The organism is Roseomonas sp. CAU 1739, from assembly GCF_039839775.1.
Taxonomy (GTDB): domain Bacteria; phylum Pseudomonadota; class Alphaproteobacteria; order Acetobacterales; family Acetobacteraceae; genus Neoroseomonas.
The window spans coordinates 246,353-262,576 of record NZ_JBDOQQ010000004.1; the positions used below are offsets into that span (position 1 = coordinate 246,353).

Sequence of the window (16,224 nt, forward strand, 5' to 3'; positions counted from 1 at the left end):
CGAACCTCACCCCGCCAAAGGCCCGAGGCCTTTGGAAACCGATTTCTGGTATCGACCGCGGGGCAGCGCCGCCGCTGAACGCGGGCCGCCAACTGGACCGCCTGACACTCATGCACCGCCATTGGCGTTGTTGTAGGCGCTTGGCGGCAGGTTGACGCCCCTCGGGCGAGAACCGGATGTTGCATCGCTGCACGCCACCAGGCAGAGCAACAGCTGGATCAGTACAGCGAAGCGGAACATCCATCGGTTTCCCTGCTGCATGCGGCGCCTGGTCCACGGCGCGGGGGCGAGGCGCAGCCGCGGTCCCGTCGCCGATTGAAGGCTTCAAGGCGCCACCGATCCGGCCGGCGACGCCCTCGGATTCGCTAAACCGGCGATCATGCGGCAGACGGATAGCAGGCCGCCGCATGACGGGGCGTCCTGACGACGCCTCCGGTTCCGCGGCAAGCATCGCTCGAGCAGAGCGCGATCAGGTGGAATTACCCGACCGCGTCAGGGCCCCGGCGACGAACCGCGATACAAACCGGCCAGTGCAGGCCCGGCGTTGCGGATCCTGGGTGGCTGCGAGAGGCGCTGCACCGTCGCCTCAGGGCCGGCCCGGAAGATGTCACGCGGCAAGGCCGCCGCGACGCCCGGTCGATTGTTTGCTTCAAGGGCCGCCGCCGCGGCGATCAGCCCATCGATCACGCCCTGCGCGGGCGCGGATGTGGGAATATTGAGGGCGGCACGACCTTCGTTGCGCGCTTGGACCAACTGGGTGATGGCCGTCGGGGAGGCAGTCCGCCAGACAGGGTCGGTCGGCACATTCGCCGCGAGGAACTCGATATCGGCAATGGCGCGTGCCGCAGCGGCAGGCTTGTTCGCTTCAGGACGCCGGAAGAAGTTGGAAGCCTCCTGGCCTGCGCGGCGAATAGGGTCCGTCGTAACGGAGTCGGGGGTGGGGCCGGGCATCGTGGGCGGGGGCTCGGCCGGCGTGCAGGCAGCGACAGCGACGATACCGACCAACATCGATCTCCGGTTCATGGCGCTTCATCCTATGTTTCTTATATTGTCACAGTATGGCCTCCCGCAGTCCGTAGGATTGATGTGCGTCAAACGGGCATATCGAACCATCAAGCCTGGCGAAGGCGTGTTCTCAGAACCGGACTCAACAGTCCCTACGGCCGGGCGAGACTGCGGACGACGAGTTGGATAGCGGCGAGGTCTAGGAAGGCGGCGGCGGCATGGTCGGGACGCGATCGAGCTTCACAGGCGGCCGGTCCGGCGCAAGCCTCAGCGTGAGGAAGGTCGCCGCACCGATCGCAACCAGCGCGCCCGCCAGGATGAGGAAGGCCACCCCATAGGCCCGCGCCGTCGCGCGAGGCTTGGCCGGTGGCAGGAACCGGTCGGGCGAAGCCGGGACATTGGCGACCGCCCATTTGAGCCGCGTTTCGAGTTCGTCGACGGGTCCGGATTCGGTGCTGTCCTCGACCACATACCGATCCGTGGCCAGGTCGACCTCCACCACCATCCGGGCGCCGCGGCGATACGAATGCAGGGTGAGGCGGACCACCGCGCCGCGCGGAAATTCAACCGTTGCATCCCAATCCGTTCGCCACAGGTCAATCACGCGGCGGCCCGTCGCGAGTTCCGTCACGCGCGGTGGATGGACCCAGTAGCCGTTCGACCACTCCATCGCTTCGAATTCGACCATCATGGAACCATCGGGCGCCATGCGGCGGGCGATACTCCTGTTGGCCACAGCGAGGCTCTCGCGATGCGCCTCCGCCGCGGCCCCGGCGAGGTCGGCCAGCGGCCGCTCCGCCCCCGGCCGCGCGACATCCCGGAAGCTGCGGCGCGTCGGGCTGATATGGAACAGCGTCTGCTGACGGTTCTGTTCCAGAAGCAGGAGGAGGCTTCCATCCCGCTGCGGCACGACACGGCTGTCCTCCCAGTCCTTGCCATCGAACAGCAGCGTCCCTGTCCTCGCGTCGTTCAGCGTCGCCGTCGGGGCAACGGCGTCACGGCGGCCGCCGATCAGCTCGCCATCGCTGTGCGTGTAGCGCAGCGATCCATCGGTCGACCTGCCTTCAGGGGCGTCGGCCGGGACCACCCAGCGATAGAACCCCCAGACGCTGGCCGACAGCTCGGCCGCGGCAAAGCGTGTCGCCGTCCGGCCGTCATCGACCGAGTAGATGGTGAAGCTGTCCATCTGCGTGGGATGCGCAGGGTGCGGCAGAGCCACCGCCGGACGTGCTTCCGGCCGCCACGGCAGGGCCCAGATGTCGAGACCATCCAGCACCAACCCGTCATTCGCGGTACCGACATGCGCCGCCACCCAACCTGACGGCGGCTGAAGGCTGAAAGCGTTGCCGTCAGGCCTGGGCGATGGGGACGGTGCGGCCGATGGTCCCCGCGCCGGCACCGGGAGCGCCGGAGGCGCTGCCACCACGGTTGGTGTCTGGCGCCGTTTCCGCAACGCGCCGCCCGTGACAAAGCCGGCGAGGCAGGCCAGCAGCCACGGCACGGCCAGGAAGGACCCGATGAGCAGCAGCGCATGGACGAGCTTGCCCATATCGTCCTGCGTCGGGCTGCCCGCGGCTTCGACCAGGCCGAGTACGAGCAGCACCGCCGCCGGGCTGAGCATCCATAGGACCAGTGCCGCAACACGCCAGCGCTTCGGCAACCACAGGGCAATCATCGCCGGGACGCCGACGGCCAGTACGAGTGACAGGAGGTTCAGCGCGGCATTCATTGCGACCTAGGCCTCCACGCATAGCCGATCTGGCGATGCTCCCGATGAGCAGCGTCCGCTTTGCCCTTCACCGTGTTGCTACGGCCGCGATGCGTGGCGGCTTCCTTCCGATGGCGATTCTCGCCCGGGGTGAGCATCATGGAAAGGAAAAAAATCCTTGATACGCCGGCGCGATGTGAACACACTCAAATCTTGCTCTTTGACAACATGCATCCGCCCGCCAGGTTCTGCGCTGCCCCGACCGCAATTTGTCCAAAACCGACATTCCCGCCCGATAAAAACCTGAAAACCTAAAGTGCCACCCCCTCGCCGAGGTTGACGCCTGCCTCACCCCCCCCTAGAAGCGCCCCCTCACGAGGTAAGACCATGAAGATCCGCAATTCCCTGAAGACCGCCAAGACCCGCGACAAGAACTGCGTCGTCGTGCGCCGCCGTGGCCGCGTCTACGTGATCAACAAGAAGAATCCCCGCCTGAAGGCCCGCCAGGGCTGAACCCCGCGCCGGGGGCCACCCCCGGCACGGTTCACGCGAGTGGACAGAAGGGGGCTCACGCCCCCTTTCTCTATTTTCCGGTGCTGCCGCCGCCCGGCGTCAGCGTCTCGCTGCCCACGCCACCGCCTGCGCCCTGCGTCCAGGTGCCCAGCAGCCGCCCATCCGGCTGCACGGCATAGGCAACGACGCCCGTTTCCCGCCCGGCGACATATCCCACCACCAGAAGCGGCCCTTCCGGGATCAGCAGCCCCAGCCCGGTTGCGGTATCGCCGGCCACGTTCCAGGTCACCCGCCAGGTATTCGCCCCGGCCGACACCATCTGCAGCGTCCCGGTATACCGCTGCCCATCCGGCGTCTGCCCCGCCACGGCATAACTGCCCTGCCGCTGCGCCAGCGCCGGCGAGGCCAGCCCCGCGACCATCGCCGCGGCCAGAATGAACCGTCTCATGCACGCACCCTCCGCGCCGGCCACCACGCCCGCGCCACAGGCACAGTGAACGCCCCCGCACCACCCGCGCAACGTCCCAGCCGATCCCGCTTGCCCCGCCGCCGCGCGATGCGCATCTTCCGCGCATCGGAGGACCGCCGCCGTGATCGCCCAGCCAGCCCCCAAGCCCGAGATCCTCGCCCGCCGCGCCGAGATCGTCGCCGCCCTCTCCACCATCGTCCCCGGCGATGGCGTGATCAGCGACCCCACCCGCCTCAAGCCCTATGAGACGGATGGCCTCGCCGCCTACCGCCAGGTTCCGCTCGCCGTCGTGTTGCCGCGCACCACGGACCAGGTCGCCGCCATCCTGCGCTACTGCCACGAGAACGGCGTGCGAATCGTCCCGCGCGGCGCCGGCACCTCACTGTCCGGTGGCGCCCTGCCGCTCGCCGATGCCGTCGTCATCGGCCTGATGCGCATGAACCGCATCCTGGAGATCGACCTCGACGACCGCCTGGCCGTGGTCGAGGCCGGCGTCACCAATATCGGCATCACCAACGCCGTCGCCGGTGATGGATTCTTCTATGCGCCGGACCCGTCATCCCAACTCGCCTGCATGATCGGCGGCAATGTGATGATGAATTCCGGCGGCGCGCATTGCCTGAAATACGGCGTCACCGCGAACAACCTGCTCGGCCTGAAGTTCGTGACCATCGAAGGCGAGGTCATCACCATCGGCGGCGCCCATCTCGATGCCGCCGGCTATGACTGGCTCGGCCTGATCACGGGGTCCGAGGGCCAGCTCGGCCTCGTCACCGAGGTCACCGTCCGCATCCTCCGCGGCCCCGAGGGTGCCCGCGCCATGCTCGCCGCCTTCAACGGCACCGAGATCGCGGGTGCGGCCGTCGATGCCATCATCGGTTCCGGCATCATCCCCGTGGCCCTCGAATTCATGGACAAGCCCTGCATCCACGCCTGCGAGGCCTTCGCCCATGCCGGCTACCCGTTGGACGCTGAGGCGATGCTCATCATCGAGGTCGAGGGCAGCACCGCCGAGCAGGACGACCTGCTGAACCGCATCAAGGCGATCTGCGAACGCTTCGACCCGATCAGCCTGAAGGTCGCCGAATCCGCCGAGCAATCCCTCGCCATCTGGAAAGGCCGCAAGGGTGCCTTCGGTGCCGTCGGCCGCATCAGCCCTGACTACCTCTGCATGGACGGCACCATCCCGACCAGCGAACTGCCCTTCGTGCTCAAGCGCATCGGCGAACTCAGCACGCAATACGGCCTTGGCGTCGCCAACGTCTTCCATGCCGGTGACGGCAATCTCCACCCGCTCATCATGTTCGACGCCAATGACGCCGAATCCTTCCGCAAGGCCGAACACTTCGGCGCCGATATCTTGAAGCTCTGTGTCGAAGTCGGTGGCTGCCTCACCGGCGAACACGGTGTCGGCGTCGAAAAGCGCGACCTGATGACGGTGCAGTTCACCGCCCGCGAGCTCGACCAGCAACGCGCCATCAAGACGGCCTTCGACCCGCAATGGCTGCTCAACCCGTCCAAAGTCTTCCCGCTGCAAGGCGACCTGCTGCCGCCCCTGGCCGCCGAATGACCACCGCCCGCCGCCGCCCCGCCCCTGGCCACCGCCCTCTCGCCGCCCCGCAGCCTTCGCCCCGGAGCGTCGCGTGACCGCCGGCACCACCCTGGCCCCGCCCGACGAAGCCGGCCTCGCCACCGCCATCGCCGCCGCGCATGCCGCGAACGAACCCCTGTCCATCGAAGGCCATGGTTCCAAGCGAGGCCTGCTCCGGCCCGTCCAGGCCGCGCGCACCGTCTCCACCCGCAACCTGACCGGCATCACGCTGTACCGCCCGTCGGAACTCATCGTCGCCGCTCGCGCCGGCACCCCGATCCCCGAGATCGAGGCCGCCCTCGCCGAGAAGGGCCAGCACCTCATCGCCGAACCGCCCGACACGCGGGCGATCTTCGGCGCTGACGAACCCGCCACCCTCGGCGGTATCATTGCCGCCAACCTGTCCGGTCCGCGCCGCATCGCCTGGGGCGCGATGCGCGACCACCTGCTCGGCATCCGCTTCGTGAACGGGGCAGGGGAAGTGATGCGCTCCGGCGGCCGCGTGCTGAAGAACGTCACCGGCCTCGACCTCTGCAAACTGCTCGCCGGCTCCTACGGCACCCTCGGCGTGATGACCGAGATCACGCTGAAGGTCCTTCCCGCCCCCGAGGCGACTGCGACCCTGCTGTTCCAGGTGCCCGACACGGCCACCGGCGTGCGGGTCCTCTCGGCCGGCCTCGGCAGCCCGTTCAGCGTCACCGGTGCAGCGCTGCTGCCCGGCACGCCAAACCTCGCCGCGTTGCGGCTGGAGGACTTCGCCGCCTCCGTCACCTACCGCGCCGCGCGGCTGCGGGAATCCCTCGCCACCTTCGGCTCACCCACCCTGTTGGAAGGCGACCCGTCTCGCGGCTTCTGGCGTGAGGTGCGCGACGCCACCCCGCTCGCCGCCCACCCCGAGGAAGCGGTCTGGCGCGTATCCGTTCGCCCCTCCGCCGCGCCTGCCGTGGTGCGGGCCGCCGATGCGCTGGGTGGTCGTGCATTGCTCGACTGGGGCGGCGGCCTGGTCTGGGTGGCCGCGCCGGCCAGCGCCGCGGCGCATGATGCTCTGGTCGCCGCGGCGTCCATCTCCGGCGGCACCTGCACGCTGTTTCGTGCGCCCGAGGCGCTGCGACTCTCAGTCGCGGTGCTGCCCCCGGAACCCGCGCCGCTTGCCGCCATCGCGCGGCGCGTGAAGGCCGCGCTCGATCCGGCGGGCATCCTCAACCCGGGTCGGATACGCGCGGGCGTCTGAATGTCGGGCCGCGGCGGTAGCGACGCGGCCTCCCCGGCGTGCAATACTGGACCGGTCATGCAACCGCCCACGCGTCTCCCGCGCCGCGTCGTGTTCCGGGCGCTGGCGCCAACGCTGGCGCTGGTCACGGCGGGCGCGGCGCAGGCCCAGGCCATCGCCGACCACATCGACATCACGACAGTGGCAGTCGAAGGCCGCAGCGCCGAGCAATGCGCCGGGCGTACCGAGCGCCTCGCCGCACAATCGCGCAAGCTCTCGCTCGCCACCACGCCGCCATACGACCTGACGGATGGGCTGCGCACCTTCTACGACCACGTGCTGCGGCTCGATGCCAATGGAGAACTGTCGTCGACCGCGCAGCTCAGCACCGTCTACATCACCGGCTACACGGCCTCCGGCGATCGGCTGCGTCGTGCCGTGACACCCTTCATTCGCGTCGAGGTTTCACGCCCCGTCGGCACGCCGGCCGACGCGGCGTCGCGCATTTCGATCTCCTGGCTGTGGATGCAGCGCATGGTGCAGAACCACGATCCGGCCGGCCGGCTGATCGAGCGGCCCCAACTGCATCGCTTCGACTTCGTGGGTGAGGTTGTCACCACCTACGGCACCTGGGGGCACGCCATCGCGCCATGCCGGGCAGGGACAGATCGGCTGTGGTTCGGGGCGGTGGCGGTCTGGACCTATCTGCCGCCGTGAATCGGCGGCGCGTCGATGGCTCCGTGGCAGGTGTACGGGGGCGCCAACTGATGCACGCAAAGATTGGAGGGGCGCCGCCCCTCCAAGCCACCCCGCCAGGGACCAACGGGTCCCTGGACCGCGGGATTTCGGGCCGTTTGCATGGGCGGTGGCGCCGTTATGGAACGGTGCTCGGGGTGACACTGCGGTTGCCCTCACGGCCAAGCATCAAAGGGCTTTCATACCGACGGCACGAGTCATTGACTCGTGCCGAGGCCGCAAAGGCGGCCCGCCGGTAGTCCGGCGTCTGAGGGCACGCCGAAGCCGATACCAACGGGCGAAGAATTCGGCCGTTGGTATCAGTGGCGCAAGACGTCTGAAGTCGATGCCGGGTGCTGGGCGGGGGCTGTTCCATCGGGGTCACGCGCGCTTCGAGTCCAGAAGCAGGTTTCGGCGGGCGGACAAGGGCGCCACTGTCACGGCATTCCAATGGGACAAAGGCCTTTTGTGGGATGAGTCAGGGAAGGGCTCGGCCCTCTCGGCGCCGTCCCGCAGGATGACGATCGATGGCGGTCGGCATCAGCCGGCTTCCCGCACCGCAAACTGCGCCTTGCCTTCGGCTTCAAGCTGCGCGCGCCGCGCATTGACCTGGCCTTGCACCGTATCGCGGTCGGACCGGCTGTAGCGATAGCGCCGGCAGCCCTTGTTCCAATCCGCCACCGCGGTGTTGAAGGCCTGCACCTGGCCCTGCTTGGCGCCGCGCATGTCGGGGCGGGCGGCCTCGATGCGGATGTCGTTGAACATGCACCAGCGGAGTTCGGCCTGGGTCAGGCTGCGCGTGCCGTCATGGTCCGGCGGCCTGGTCTCGGTGAAGTCCTCGCTGCAGGCGGCCAGGGCAAGGCCCAGGGCCAGGAAGGCGGCGCCGCGAAGAAGCATGACAGGGGTTTTCCATCCCTCGTGTGACGACTCCGGAACAGCGTATCACGACCGCAACATTGTCATGCCGTGACCTTGCGCTCCGCCCGCGCACCCTTAGGGTGCGCGCCCAGACGTGAGGAGGCGCCCAATGGCCCAGCGCAAGCATCGCATCGCCGTCATTCCCGGCGATGGCATCGGCAAGGAAACCACGCCCGAGGGCCTGCGCGTGCTGGATGCCGCGGCGCGGCGCTTCGGATTCGAGCTGGACCTCACGCATTACGACTGGTCCTGCGAGACCTACGTCCAGACCGGCAAGATGATGCCCGATGACGGCATGGACCGGCTGCGCGACAGCGACTCGATCTTCCTGGGCGCGGTGGGCTGGCCGGGGGTGCCGGACCATGTCTCCCTGTGGGGCCTGCTGATCCCGATCCGCCGGCAGTTCGACCAGTATGTCAGCCTGCGGCCGTGCAAGCTGCTGCCCGGTTCGAAGTCGCCGCTCGCCAATCGCGGGCCGGAGGACATCGACTTCTACGTCGTGCGGGAAAATACCGAGGGCGAGTATTCCTCGGTCGGCGGACGGATGTTCCCCGGCACGGACCGGGAATTCGTCTCCCAGCAATCGGTGCTGACGCGCATCGGCTGCGACCGCATCATGAAGTACGCCTTCGAACTGGCGATGACGCGCAAGCGGCGGAAGGTGACCTCCGCCACCAAGTCCAACGGCATCACCTTCACCATGCCGTATTGGGACGAACGTTTCGCCGAGATGGCGAAGAACTACCCCGAGGTGACGACCGACCAGTTCCATATCGACATCCTCTGCGCCCATTTCGTGCAGCACCCGGATTGGTTCGACGTTGTGGTGGGCTCGAACCTGTTCGGCGACATCCTGTCCGACCTCGGCCCTGCGGTGGCGGGTTCGATCGGCATCGCGGCGAGTGCGAACATCAACCCGGAGAAGACCTATCCGTCGATGTTCGAGCCGGTGCACGGCTCCGCGCCCGACATCGCCGGCAAGTTCATCGCCAACCCGATCGGCCAGATCTGGTCGGGGGCGATGATGCTGGAGCATCTGGGCGAGAAGGACGCCGCCGCCGCCATCGTGTCGACTATCGAGAAGCTGCTGGCCGAGGGTGGCCCGCGCACCCGTGACATGGGCGGCCAGGCCGGGACGGTCGATGTGGGCCGCGCCATCGCCGAGGCGGTCGCCCGCGGCTGACGAAAGGAGGAGCACATCACGGAATTGTCGTGATGCGTTCCACGGCTTGAATGGCCGCGGTGCTGACGCTAATCTGGGGCAGCATTTGAGAACGATTCTCAACTGCGTTTGCGAATGATTATCAATCGACGCCGCGAGGTATCAACCATGGCCGGTGATTTCAGCCACATCGCGCGACGCTGCGAACGGGCGGTGGTGACCGCCTATCGCGAGCTGCGCGAACAGGGTTCGGCTGATTTCAGTGCCTTCGGTGCCTGCACCGCGCTGTATCGCATTCATCATCCGGAATCCTCGGTCAACGAGGCGCGGCGGCTGGTCGCGGAATGGATCGACCACCACGTGGTCCGCGGCGACAGCGGGCCGACCGATGGGTGCGACTGCGATTGAGATGGTAGCCGGAAAGGGGCTTTGCCCCTCTCCGGACCTCACCCCACCAAAGGCTTAAGGCCTTTGGAAACCATCACTTGGCGTTCGGCAGGGATGTCGTTCTTCACTGGGGAACGTGCCCGGCGCGCGGCGCGTAGATCCTCAACGCGCTGAGCACAGCGAGCGCACTCCTGTCTGCCATGCGCCAAATCCTCGCGGTCCAGAGGCCCGCAGGCCCCTGGCGGGGTGGTTTGGAGGGGCAAGGCCCCTCCATCCCCCATTCACCCCGCCGGCTTCGCCCAGGCGATCGCCGCCCGCGCCAGCGCATCGATCGTATCCGCCACCGGAAATGGCAGTGCCGGCCCTGCTGCGATGCCGAGCGGAATTTCGGTGCACCCCAGCACCACGGCGCGGCCACCGCGCTCGATCAGGCGACGCGCGATCTCCGCCAGCGGCGCGTAGGATTCCGAGACGCGGTTCGCCTTCACCAGGTCGATCGCCGGCATCACGATCCGCGTCATCTCCTCCTCGGTCGGCAGCAGGCAGTCGTAGCCGCGCGTCGCCAGCCGGTCCTGGTACAGTCGCATCGCCAATGTGCCGGTTGTCGCCATCAACCCGATCGGCCCGGCGGGCGCGTGCAGGCGGAGCAGTTCGTCGCCCGCGGCATGCACGATGTGCAGGATCGGCAGGCGGGTTGCGGCCTGCATCGGCTCGAACCAGCCATGGGCGGTGTTGCAGGGGATGGCGATGGCGCCGCAGCCGGCCGCTTCAAGCCCGCGTATGCCGCGCAGAAGCCAGGGCAGCGGGTCCTCACCGCCTGACAGCCGCGCCGCGGTGCGGTCGGGCACGCGCGGGTCGGACCACAGGATGGCGGGGATGTGCTCCTGGTCGCGGTCGGCCGGCGTCAGCAGCGTCAGCCGTTGCATGAAGGTGGCGCCGGCGAGTGGCCCCATGCCGCCCAACACGCCCAGCACCCGCGCAGCCGTCATGCGAAAACCCCGTCCCAGGTAAGTTTCACGCCCGTCACCAGCAGCAAAGCGTAGAGCACCCGGTAGAACAGCGCATCGGGCACATGCTTCTGCAGCCAGATGCCAAGATACACCCCGGCCGGGGCCAGCGGCAGCAGCACCAGGGCGGTCGAAAGGTTCGCCACCGACAGGTTCCCCAGCAGGAAATAGGGGATCAGCTTCACGTAGTTGACGATGCCGAAGAACACGACGGAGGTCGCAGCCATCACCTGTCGTTCGAGCCGGCGCGGATACATGTAGATCGCCAGCGGCGGCGACCCGGCATGGGCGATGGTGCTGGTGAAGCCTGACGCGGCGGCGCAGATGGCGCCCTTCACCGGGTCGTGCGGGGCGGCCGGGGGCGGCTGCCGGTGGCGTGCGAGCCACAGCGTGCGCCCCAGGAAGACCAGCGTGGTCAGCCCGACCATTGCCTTGATGGCGTGGTCCGAAAACAGGGTGAAGGTGAACCCGCCCGCCAGGATGCCCACGAGCGCCCCGGGCACCAGCACGCGCATCTCCCGCTTGTCCCACTTGCCCCACCAGGCGCGCAGCCCTGAGATATCCATCGCGCAGAGCAGCGGCAAGGCGATGCCGGCGGCGACCGGGGCCGGCACCGACAGCGCCATCAGCGGCATCATCATGTTGCCCGCGCCACCAGCGAAGCCGCCCTTGCTGATGCCGGTGATCAGCACCGCCGGGATGGCCAGGACGTAGAACCAGGGATCGATGATGAAGGGCAAGGCGGGGTGACGCTGAAAGGGTCAGCGTGTATGCCGCATTTTCCTTCCCTCGCCCATCCCGGACGGCGCACGCCATGGAACATCTGAACGACCCGCTCTGGCTTCTTGGCCTGGCCGCCGCGATGGCGGCGACAGGACTGGTCTCGGGCACGCTGGCCGGGCTGCTGGGGGTGGGTGGCGGCATCGTCATCGTGCCGCTGCTGTTCAGCGTGTTCCCGCTGTTCGGCATCCCCGAGACCATCCAGATGAAGCTGGCGGTGGCGACGTCGCTCGCCACCATCATCCCCACCTCGATCCAGTCGGCGCGCAAGCATTATGCGAAGGGTGCGATGGATGTGGCGCTGCTGAGGTCGATCTGGCCGTCCATGCTGGCCGGTGTCGCGCTCGGCACCTTTCTCGCCGTCTATGTGAAGGGGGAAGGGCTGACGGCGGTGTTCGCCGTGGTGGCGCTGATGGTCGCGCTGAACATGGGCTTCACCGGCGTCGAGTTCAAAATCACCGATTCCGTGCCGGAAGGCCCGCCGCGCGCGGCGCTGGGCATCGGCATCGGCTCGGTCAGCGCGATGATGGGCATCGGCGGCGGGACGCTGGGCGTGCCGCTGCTGTCGATGTTCGGCGCGCCCATCCGCTCGGCGGTGGCGACGGCATCGGCCTTCGGGTTGATCATCTCCATCCCGGCCACGATCGGCTTCGTCCTGGGTGGCTGGAACGACCCGCTGAGGCCGCCCTGGTCGCTCGGCTACGTCAACCTGATCGGCTTCGCCCTGATCGCGCCGACCTCGATCCTGGCGACGCCCTGGGGCGTGCACCTGGCGCACACCATTCCGCCGTTGTGGCTGAAGCGGGCCTTCGCGGTGTTCCTGTTCGTCACCAGCATCAAGATGTTCTGGTCGCTGGTCACCTGAGGGCGGCGAAGAAGCGCCAGATCTCGCGCGTCGCGTCGGGGGCGGGGGGGCCGCCCGGGCCGCCCGGCCAGCCCGCGGCGGCGCCGGGGATCGGCCAGAACACCGCCTGGGCGCCGCCGCAGGCGAAGCGTTCTGGCGGTGCGCCGGCGCGGGCGGGCAGGGCCTCGGCGCCGGCGTGGCAGCCGGTGCCGGACCCCCAGGCCTCGGCATAGCCGCGCGCCGGCACCAGGGCGCGCGCCGGCACGCTCGTGCGTCGCGTGGCGCTGGCCGGGCTGGGCTCGGCGGTGCCGTTGAACAGGATGGCCGGGGCGCGGGGGGTGTTGCGGCAGGGCGAGACGTATTCGCCCGCCACCAGGCCCACCCCGGCCACGAGATCCGGCGCGAAGCAGCCCAGTGCCGCAGCCATGACCGCCCCGCTCGACAGGCCGCCGGCATAGATCCGGCCGCGGTCGATCGGCGTGCGGCGGGCGATGTCCTCGATCACCAGGCGGGCGAAGATGATCTCGCTGCGCGGGTCGCGCAGGACCTGCCACTGGCCGTCCTCGCCTTCCGGGTAGGCGGCGATGAAGCTTGCCTCATCCCCCAGGGCGGAGAAGCGCGACTGCCGTTCAACCTGCGCGCCCTGCCCCCCAGATGCGTGGAAGACCAGCACGACGGGCCGCGCGCCGGACGCGCCGCGCGGCACATGCAGCAGGTAGTGCCGCGTCCGGCCGCCGGCCTCGATGGCGATGCGCTCGGTGCCCGGCAGCGAGTCGATCAGCGCGGGCGCGGCTGGCCGGCGCGGCCTTTCCCGCGCATCGGCGGGCATCGCGAGGACCAGCAGGGCAAACATCAGGAACAGGCGCGGCAAGGCGGACTCCGGCAGGGGGGACGACCACGGCAGATTGCCATGTCGCGGGCCATCCGTGTGCGACGAAGCGCAACCCGGGCGAAGCGCATCGAGACCGTTTGGGAATGCCGGCACCGGCCCGCACCCCCAAACGGTCTCTCAGGCTGCCGGCCTGTGGTCCTTGAACATGTCGCGCAGCTTCATCTTGAGGATCTTGCCCGTCGCGGTATGCGGGATCTCGTCCACCACGACCAGGTCGTCGGGCAGCCACCACTTGGCGACCTTGTCAGCGAGGAAGTCGCGCATCTGCGTGAGGTTCGGCGACAGCACGCCCGGCTTCATCACCAGGATGAGCAGCGGCCGCTCATCCCATTTCGGGTCCTTCATGGACACCACCGCGGCCTCCGCCACGCCGGGATAGCCGACCGCGGCGTTCTCGAGCGCGATGGAGGAGATCCATTCGCCGCCGGACTTGATCACGTCCTTCGAGCGGTCGGTGATCTCCATGTAGCCGTTCTCATCCAGGGTCGCGACGTCGCCGGTGTCGAAGAAGCCGTCGGCGTCGAGCACCTCCTCCTCCTCGCGCCGGAAATACCGCCGCGTGATGGCCGGGCCCTTCACCTTCAGGCGGCCGAAGGTGGTGCCGTCCCAGGGCAGCGGCCTGTTGTCGTCATCGGTGATCTTCATCTCGACGGTGTAGGGCGGCGTGCCCTGCTTGGCCTGCAGGCGCAGCATGTCGTCGCCGGTCAGATGCGCGACCTCCGGCTTCACCGCGAACAGCGTGCCGACGGGGGACAACTCGGTCATCCCCCAGGCATGGATGACGCGCACGCCGTATTTCTCCTGATACGCCTTGGTGATGGCGGGCGGGCAGGCGGACCCGCCGATCGCCACGCGGTTCATCGTATCGATGCGCGCGCCGGTCGATTCCAGATGCTGCAGCAGCATCATCCACACCGTCGGCACGGCGGCGGAGAAGGTGACGCGCTCGCGCTCGATCACCTCATGCACCGAGGCGCCGTCGAGCTTCGCCCCCGGCATGATCATCGCCGCACCGACCATCGGCGCACACAGCGCCAACGACCAGCCATTGGCATGGAACATCGGCACCACGGGCATGATGCGGTCGCCGGCCGACACGCCGAAGCAATCCACCTGCGTGCAGACCATGGCGTGCAGCACGTTGGAGCGATGCGAATAGACCACGCCCTTGGGGTCGCCCGTGGTGCCCGAGGTGTAGCAGATGCCCGCGGCGTCGTTCTCATCCACCCGCAGCCAGGCGAAGTCGCCATCGACCTCGGCGATCCAATCCTCATAGGCGACGGCGTTGCGCAGGGTGGTCTGCGGCATGTGCGCCGCATCGGTCAGGATGACGAAGCGCTCGACCAGCGGCAGCCTGTCCGCCAGCGCCTGGATCATTGGCACGAAGGTCAGGTCGAGCATCAGGATGCGCGACCCGGCATGGTTCATGATCCAGGCGATCTGCTCAGGGAACAGCCGCGGATTGACGGTGTGATAGACCGCGCCCGCGCCGGCGATGCCGTACCAGGCTTCGAGGTGCCGCCAGGTGTTCCAGGCGAGCGTGGCGACACGGTCGCCGGGCCGGATGCCGTCCTTCACCAGGCGTTGCGACACCCGCAGGGCACGGCCCCGGATCGTCGCATAGTCGGTGCGGTGGAAGGGGCCTTCCACGGATCGGCTGACGACATCGCGCTTCGCATGCTGGATCGCGGCGTGGTCCAGCACCGTATGCATCAGCAGCGGCCAATCCTGCATCAGGCCAAGCATGGCGAATCCTTCCCCAACCGGCCCATCCTTCGCGGCGGGCCTTCGTCAGGGGCAGGCTACACCCAATCCGGGGGGCGTCAGGAAGGGGCGCGACGCATCAGGTGTCGCGCCAGCAGCACCGCCGGGACCGCCGCCACGGCGCCGGCCACCCCCGCCCCGGCCAGCCCCAGCATCGCGATGCCCAGCCCGCCCGCCGCCGCGCCGCCCGCCTGGCCCAGGAAGATCGACGACGCGTTGCAGGCCATCACGAAGCCTCGTGCCTCCGGCGCCAGCATCGCGAGCCGCGAGGCCACGACCGGCGACTGCGCGAACAGGCAGCCCGCCGAGACCAGCACCGCCACCGCCTGCAACGGCAAGGCGAGCCCGCTGCCATCGGCCATGCCGGCCAGCAGCACGGTGTAGAGCAGGTTCGCCGCCAGCACGCCCGCCGGCAGCAGCAGCGCCGCCCGCCCGGCGCGGTCGGCCAGCCGCGCACCGATCGGCAACCCGGCGAGCGCGGCGACGCCGACCAGCGCCTGCATCGCGCCCACCCCGCTGCCCGTCAGGCCGGAGATGCGGTTGCTGACCGGCCCGATATAGGCCGCCACGGCGAAGACCGCGGTGAAGGTGACGAAGTTCAGCGCGAGGCTCGGCGCCACGCCGGGGATGCGCAGCGCAGCCATCCCGCCGGCCACGCCGCCGCGATCGCCCGGCACGCGCGGCACCAGCAGGCGGATGGCGGTGGCCGCGCAGATCGCGATGGCCGCGGCGAAGGCGAAGCAGCCGCGCCAGCCGAAGACCTGCCCGACCACCGCGCCAAGAGGGATGCCGAGCAGGAAGGCCGCCGTCGTCCCGCCGATCACGATCGCCACGGCCTGGCCGCGCCGTTCGGGCGCTGCCAGCGCGAAGGCCGCGGCCGTGGCCGCCGGGATGACGCCACCCGCCGCGATCCCGGCCGCGGCCCGCAACCCGAGCAGCGCGGGGAAGGAACTGACCAGCACGATCAGCAGGTTCACCGCGGCGAGCACCAGCAGCGAGCCGACCATGACGGTGCGGCGTTCGAACCGGCCCAGCAGCGCCGCGACCAAGGGCGCGGACAGGCCGAAGGTCAGCGCGAAGGCTGTGGCGAGCTGGCCTGCCTGGGACACCGGCACATCAAGATCCGCCGCCAATTCGCTGAGCAGCGCGGCGAAGACAAAGGATTGCGTGGCCGTGGCGAAGGACGCCGCCGCCAGGACGGGGATGCGCGAGGCAGCGGCGGAGGCGGCGGTCATCGTG

The 16,224-nt window shown here is 68.9% G+C and carries 17 protein-coding genes; 7 read left to right on the forward strand and 10 right to left on the reverse strand.

The genetic code is table 11. The annotated features are described in order from the left end of the window. Positions 1-108: 108 nt before the first annotated feature. From AAFN86_RS09655 to AAFN86_RS09665, 3 genes are all read right to left on the reverse strand, one after another. Entirely contained in the window at positions 109-240 is a 132-nt protein-coding gene (locus AAFN86_RS09655; RefSeq protein ID WP_347543091.1) for a hypothetical protein, read from the reverse strand. 252 nt (positions 241-492) lie between these two features. Continuing rightward, entirely contained in the window at positions 493-1,005 is a 513-nt protein-coding gene (locus AAFN86_RS09660; RefSeq protein ID WP_347543092.1) for a hypothetical protein, read from the reverse strand. Positions 1,006-1,204: 199 nt separating this feature from the next. Beyond that, positions 1,205-2,734, reverse strand: a complete 1,530-nt coding sequence (locus AAFN86_RS09665; RefSeq protein ID WP_347543093.1) for a hypothetical protein — start codon at positions 2,732-2,734, stop codon at positions 1,205-1,207. Between the two features lie 366 nt (positions 2,735-3,100). Between AAFN86_RS09665 and ykgO the strand changes: the two genes are divergently transcribed. Further along, positions 3,101-3,226, forward strand: coding sequence for a type B 50S ribosomal protein L36 (ykgO, locus tag AAFN86_RS09670; RefSeq protein ID WP_188966940.1), 126 nt, complete (start codon positions 3,101-3,103; stop codon positions 3,224-3,226). A 70-nt stretch (positions 3,227-3,296) separates the two neighbouring features. Here ykgO and AAFN86_RS09675 read toward each other — a convergent pair whose 3' ends face one another. Continuing rightward, positions 3,297-3,674, reverse strand: a complete 378-nt coding sequence (locus AAFN86_RS09675; protein WP_347543094.1) for a hypothetical protein — start codon at positions 3,672-3,674, stop codon at positions 3,297-3,299. 142 nt (positions 3,675-3,816) lie between these two features. Here AAFN86_RS09675 and AAFN86_RS09680 point away from each other — a divergent pair, with 142 nt between their 5' ends. The 3 genes from AAFN86_RS09680 to AAFN86_RS09690 all read left to right on the forward strand — a co-directional run bounded on the left by AAFN86_RS09680 (position 3,817) and on the right by AAFN86_RS09690 (position 7,213). Further along, a complete protein-coding gene (locus tag AAFN86_RS09680) occupies positions 3,817-5,265 on the forward strand; it encodes an FAD-linked oxidase C-terminal domain-containing protein (protein ID WP_347543095.1) in 1,449 nt (482 codons plus the stop codon). A 73-nt stretch (positions 5,266-5,338) separates the two neighbouring features. Then, complete coding sequence (gene glcE, locus AAFN86_RS09685; protein ID WP_347543096.1) at positions 5,339-6,517, forward strand: glycolate oxidase subunit GlcE; 1,179 nt, start codon at positions 5,339-5,341, stop codon at positions 6,515-6,517. Positions 6,518-6,574: 57 nt separating this feature from the next. Then, entirely contained in the window at positions 6,575-7,213 is a 639-nt protein-coding gene (locus tag AAFN86_RS09690) for a hypothetical protein (protein ID WP_347543097.1), read from the forward strand. 558 nt (positions 7,214-7,771) lie between these two features. Here the strand turns inward: AAFN86_RS09690 and AAFN86_RS09695 are convergent. After that, the gene (locus tag AAFN86_RS09695) at positions 7,772-8,128 is read right to left on the reverse strand and encodes a hypothetical protein (RefSeq protein WP_347543098.1); all 357 of its coding nucleotides are present in this window, start codon (positions 8,126-8,128) and stop codon (positions 7,772-7,774) included. Positions 8,129-8,258: 130 nt separating this feature from the next. Here AAFN86_RS09695 and AAFN86_RS09700 point away from each other — a divergent pair, with 130 nt between their 5' ends. Then, positions 8,259-9,332: a tartrate dehydrogenase gene (locus AAFN86_RS09700; protein ID WP_347543099.1), complete on the forward strand. Its 1,074-nt coding sequence runs from the start codon at positions 8,259-8,261 to the stop codon at positions 9,330-9,332. Positions 9,333-9,479: 147 nt separating this feature from the next. Next, on the forward strand, positions 9,480-9,719 hold the full coding sequence (locus tag AAFN86_RS09705; RefSeq protein ID WP_347543100.1) for a hypothetical protein: 240 nt from the start codon (positions 9,480-9,482) through the stop codon (positions 9,717-9,719). Positions 9,720-9,979: 260 nt separating this feature from the next. On the opposite strand, the gene AAFN86_RS09710 is transcribed toward AAFN86_RS09705, so the two are convergent. Both AAFN86_RS09710 and AAFN86_RS09715 read right to left on the reverse strand, forming a co-directional pair. After that, entirely contained in the window at positions 9,980-10,687 is a 708-nt protein-coding gene (locus tag AAFN86_RS09710) for an amino acid racemase (protein WP_347543101.1), read from the reverse strand. Beyond that, on the reverse strand, positions 10,684-11,445 hold the full coding sequence (locus tag AAFN86_RS09715; protein WP_347543102.1) for a sulfite exporter TauE/SafE family protein: 762 nt from the start codon (positions 11,443-11,445) through the stop codon (positions 10,684-10,686). The genes AAFN86_RS09710 and AAFN86_RS09715 overlap by 4 nt, the downstream gene beginning before the upstream one ends. 74 nt (positions 11,446-11,519) lie before the next feature. Here AAFN86_RS09715 and AAFN86_RS09720 point away from each other — a divergent pair, with 74 nt between their 5' ends. After that, positions 11,520-12,350 (forward strand): sulfite exporter TauE/SafE family protein, encoded by an 831-nt coding sequence (locus AAFN86_RS09720; protein WP_347543103.1) that lies wholly within the window; start codon positions 11,520-11,522, stop codon positions 12,348-12,350. On the opposite strand, the gene AAFN86_RS09725 is transcribed toward AAFN86_RS09720, so the two are convergent. The 3 genes from AAFN86_RS09725 to AAFN86_RS09735 form a co-directional block, all read right to left on the reverse strand. After that, complete coding sequence (locus tag AAFN86_RS09725) at positions 12,343-13,200, reverse strand: PHB depolymerase family esterase (RefSeq protein WP_347543104.1); 858 nt, start codon at positions 13,198-13,200, stop codon at positions 12,343-12,345. The genes AAFN86_RS09720 and AAFN86_RS09725 overlap by 8 nt on opposite strands. Positions 13,201-13,338: 138 nt before the next feature. After that, positions 13,339-14,967, reverse strand: coding sequence for a long-chain-fatty-acid--CoA ligase (locus tag AAFN86_RS09730; protein ID WP_347543105.1), 1,629 nt, complete (start codon positions 14,965-14,967; stop codon positions 13,339-13,341). Positions 14,968-15,044: 77 nt separating this feature from the next. Beyond that, on the reverse strand, positions 15,045-16,220 hold the full coding sequence (locus tag AAFN86_RS09735) for an MFS transporter (RefSeq protein WP_347543106.1): 1,176 nt from the start codon (positions 16,218-16,220) through the stop codon (positions 15,045-15,047). Between the last annotated feature and the right edge of the window lie 4 nt (positions 16,221-16,224).

Excerpts from the sequence above, each read along its gene's own strand:
- AAFN86_RS09675 (WP_347543094.1), bottom strand. The coding sequence starts at position 3,674 with ATGAGACGGTTCATTCTGGCCGCGGCGATGGTCGCGGGGCTGGCCTCG.
- AAFN86_RS09665 (WP_347543093.1), bottom strand. The coding sequence starts at position 2,734 with ATGAATGCCGCGCTGAACCTCCTGTCACTCGTACTGGCCGTCGGCGTC.
- AAFN86_RS09695 (WP_347543098.1), bottom strand. The coding sequence starts at position 8,128 with ATGCTTCTTCGCGGCGCCGCCTTCCTGGCCCTGGGCCTTGCCCTGGCC.
- ykgO (WP_188966940.1), top strand. The coding sequence starts at position 3,101 with ATGAAGATCCGCAATTCCCTGAAGACCGCCAAGACCCGCGACAAGAAC.
- AAFN86_RS09720 (WP_347543103.1), top strand. The coding sequence starts at position 11,520 with ATGGAACATCTGAACGACCCGCTCTGGCTTCTTGGCCTGGCCGCCGCG.
- AAFN86_RS09705 (WP_347543100.1), top strand. The coding sequence starts at position 9,480 with ATGGCCGGTGATTTCAGCCACATCGCGCGACGCTGCGAACGGGCGGTG.
- AAFN86_RS09710 (WP_347543101.1), bottom strand. The coding sequence starts at position 10,687 with ATGACGGCTGCGCGGGTGCTGGGCGTGTTGGGCGGCATGGGGCCACTC.
- AAFN86_RS09735 (WP_347543106.1), bottom strand. The coding sequence starts at position 16,220 with ATGACCGCCGCCTCCGCCGCTGCCTCGCGCATCCCCGTCCTGGCGGCG.
- AAFN86_RS09655 (WP_347543091.1), bottom strand. The coding sequence starts at position 240 with ATGTTCCGCTTCGCTGTACTGATCCAGCTGTTGCTCTGCCTGGTGGCG.
- AAFN86_RS09690 (WP_347543097.1), top strand. The coding sequence starts at position 6,575 with ATGCAACCGCCCACGCGTCTCCCGCGCCGCGTCGTGTTCCGGGCGCTG.
- AAFN86_RS09730 (WP_347543105.1), bottom strand. The coding sequence starts at position 14,967 with ATGCTTGGCCTGATGCAGGATTGGCCGCTGCTGATGCATACGGTGCTG.
- AAFN86_RS09700 (WP_347543099.1), top strand. The coding sequence starts at position 8,259 with ATGGCCCAGCGCAAGCATCGCATCGCCGTCATTCCCGGCGATGGCATC.